The following is a 2,899-nucleotide window of genomic DNA, read 5'->3' as shown; positions in this document are numbered from 1 at the left end:
AGAAAGTAATAAACCGAGAAGCTGTTTATCGTAAAGCGAAGGAGCAACACCCAGAACGCTGGGGAAGCCGCAATACCAGAAACTGGCAGTTACCCACTGAAGTATGGCTAAACCCTGAGCGATCAGAAAATCAGCAGCACTATGATTTAGCTGCATAGGTTGAGGCGACATCTTTCTTGAAAATCACCGGTACATTGTTTGGAAATTCCTTCCCAAGATAATGCGATGAATGAAGGGCATCTGAAACTCCTACAAAGGCTAGGAGAAGACTGTGCTTATACTTTCAAAGGCTTATACAAAGAATCAGGTTGGCTTCAGTTTAAGTACAATTTATATCTATCAGTCCCAATAATCTTCAGCATCATTGCACTTGGCTTCGATCAAGAAATTTCAAGCTTGCATCTGAAGTTCCTCGCAGTTTTATCTTTAACATTTACTGTTCTTGCTTTGCTCGGACAAAAAAGATTTGAACGTATTGAGGCTTATCGAGCCATCGCAGATGAAGTGAAATCCATTTATGACTTAGCAGAAGAGTCCTATATGCTTCAGAACTTCTCCGAGTACCAAAAGTTAAGGGATGAATGGAACTCAATCAGGCTTAAGTTAAATGGTTTTCCTATAACATTTTGGTCAAGGAAGTATTCCGCATGGAAAATACAAAAAGAAATGAATCTTTCTTGGCTCGGAGGCGAGTACAGCTAACAAGTAAATCCAGGTGACGCCTGCGGCGCACCTGAATCAGGCGTAATGCATAAATAGAGTAATCGAATTATGTTTCCAATTGAACTGAATACAAACATTGAAAGCCACAATGGCAATATTACAAGAACAATATCCATACGCGATGGCTTGACAGTTTTAATCGGTCCTAATGGGAGCGGTAAAACACACCTTCTTAGAGCTATTAAAAATACTCTTCAACCTCATTCAGAAGGAAAAAAGGTCAGATTTTTGTCAGCGGGTCGAATGGGATTGCTCGAGCAGCACCGTTCTGATTTCGATGGGAACCGCGGCGGCAGGCCACGTTATGAACAGGCTAATTTTGGCTCAAAAAGTGATGTAACTAGAAGGCATAATATTGAAACCCTAAATGGTGATTTTCAAACTCTTTCTGAAAGAGCTGATATTCTTGTTAAAGTTCAAGAAAGATTAAGGAAACTATTTAAACGCGACTTGATTATCGAGTGGGACGGTGGAACTCTCAAAGTTGTATTCGCAAGATTAGATAATGATACTCAGCCATACTCATCAGGTAGGGAGGCTTCTGGTTTACTTCACCTTGTTGGTATTTTATCAGCTCTATATGACGATGAAGTTGGTGCGTTGTTGTTGGATGAACCTGAGGTGTCTTTACACCCTCAACTTCAAGCATTTTTACTTAATGAAATCATAGAAGCTTCAGGGCATCCATCTGAAGGTGGATACAAAAAAATAATTATCATGGCTACGCATTCAACTGAAATGCTAAAAATATCAAAATGTGAAGATCTTGCCTCGTTAGTATTTTGTCATGATTTAGATACCCCGCCCGTTCAAGTAGATCCTTTGACTGGCGAATTGCAAAATAGAAAGCTACAAACTTTGGTAGCCAGACTAGGTCAAGAACACAAATTGTCACTATTTTGTAAACGACCACTCCTAGTTGAGGGGCCTTCTGATGTAATGCTATGTAGTTTTTTATCTCATAGGTTGGAATATCATTTAGAGGCCGCTGGCTCACAAATACTGCCAGTTATAGGAACTGGGCAAATGCCTGTGGTATCAAAATTTATGAAGCTGTTAGGTAAAAAGCCCGTAGTACTTGCTGATGCTGATGCATTTGCGGATGGTCTTGAACTGGCGAATAATTTTCTGGATGGCTGTGACAGCGCTGATCAAAAAGCTGCTTTATCTGGGGCTTCTTCAGCTTCCAGTCTCGTGTCTAGTATTTATAGAGATTTTTGCAGTTTAGTAACAGAAAAATGGGACGAAATATCTAGCCAGTCAATGCAGCATCCTTACTGGGTTAACAAGAAGGATATTGATGATTCACTAGCTAAAAGAAGGTCATGTTTTTCAACCATGTTTGAGCTTGATGAAAGCGCATTGTCAGACTTTAATTCTGGACCTGAATGGATCTCAATGAAAAGAAGGCTAGAAGCTGCACTTGATATTTTAGAGCAGGCAGGCTGCTTTATTCTTCGGCGCGGAGCTATCGAATCGTATTATCAATCGTCTGACCGATTTACTGCTGAGGGGAAATCTAGTGCAGCCGTAGATGAAATTGACTTCTTGGAAAATGAAAGCAAAGAGAACATTATTTCTTATGTTCCTGAAATTGTCAGATGTATTGAATATGCGTCACAAGGAGAAAAAATTAACGAAGCAGAATCATTGAGAGATGTGCTTCTTTCAATTGCAGCTCCAGCAATGGCCAAGCTAAATTCAGGCGCTAATACTCAAGACATTAAAATCCTGGCAAAAACGATTCTCAGAGAAAGAGCGGCTATATTTGATCTTGAAATAGAAGAAAATCAATTATTAATTAAAATGAACAGTAAAATACTTAATGTCAGCGGCTTCCCGATGACCTTCAAACCAGGTGATGACGTGGTTCGAGTGATAGAGCAAACCTTACATTCGAATGCATAACAAGTTGCTGCACACGGAAAAATTACTCGCTACGCTCCTAATTTTCCGGTGAGCAAGGCGTTAGGGTTAGGAGTTACCCACGAATTGTGGACACCCCGCTAAGTTAGATTACAGTCTAACTGGGAGGTGTATCATGAGCCAATATAGAAACCCTGCTTATACCGAAGAGTTCCGAAAAGAAGCTGTTCGTCTGGCAGGCTTACCAGACCACAAAGCTTCTGCTGTTGCTGAACAGCTCGGTATCAGCGTACAGCAGATCTACAATTGG

At 40.5% G+C, this 2,899-nt stretch carries 3 protein-coding genes; all 3 read left to right on the top strand.

Annotated features, from left to right (window positions below; all coding sequences use genetic code 11):
- The first annotated feature begins 198 nt into the window (after window positions 1–198).
- A complete protein-coding gene (locus tag ACNRUY_RS26140; protein WP_488114598.1) occupies window positions 199–702 on the top strand; it encodes a hypothetical protein in 504 nt (167 codons plus the stop codon).
- 69 nt (window positions 703–771) lie between these two features.
- Complete coding sequence (locus ACNRUY_RS26135) at window positions 772–2,631, top strand: ATP-dependent nuclease (RefSeq protein ID WP_488114597.1); 1,860 nt, start codon at window positions 772–774, stop codon at window positions 2,629–2,631.
- A gap of 133 nt (window positions 2,632–2,764) precedes the next feature.
- Window positions 2,765–2,899 (top strand): transposase (locus ACNRUY_RS26130; protein ID WP_488111291.1); only part of this gene is annotated, 135 nt, incomplete at its 3' end.

Source organism: Endozoicomonas sp. Z74 (assembly GCF_057680865.1).
The sequence above is the reverse complement of the archived record's forward strand: the minus strand, read 5'-3'. Positions and strand labels throughout refer to the sequence as shown.

Bases quoted from the DNA above. Each gene is read 5' to 3' on its own strand.
- ACNRUY_RS26135 (WP_488114597.1), top strand. From the start codon at position 772: ATGTTTCCAATTGAACTGAATACAAACATTGAAAGCCACAATGGCAAT.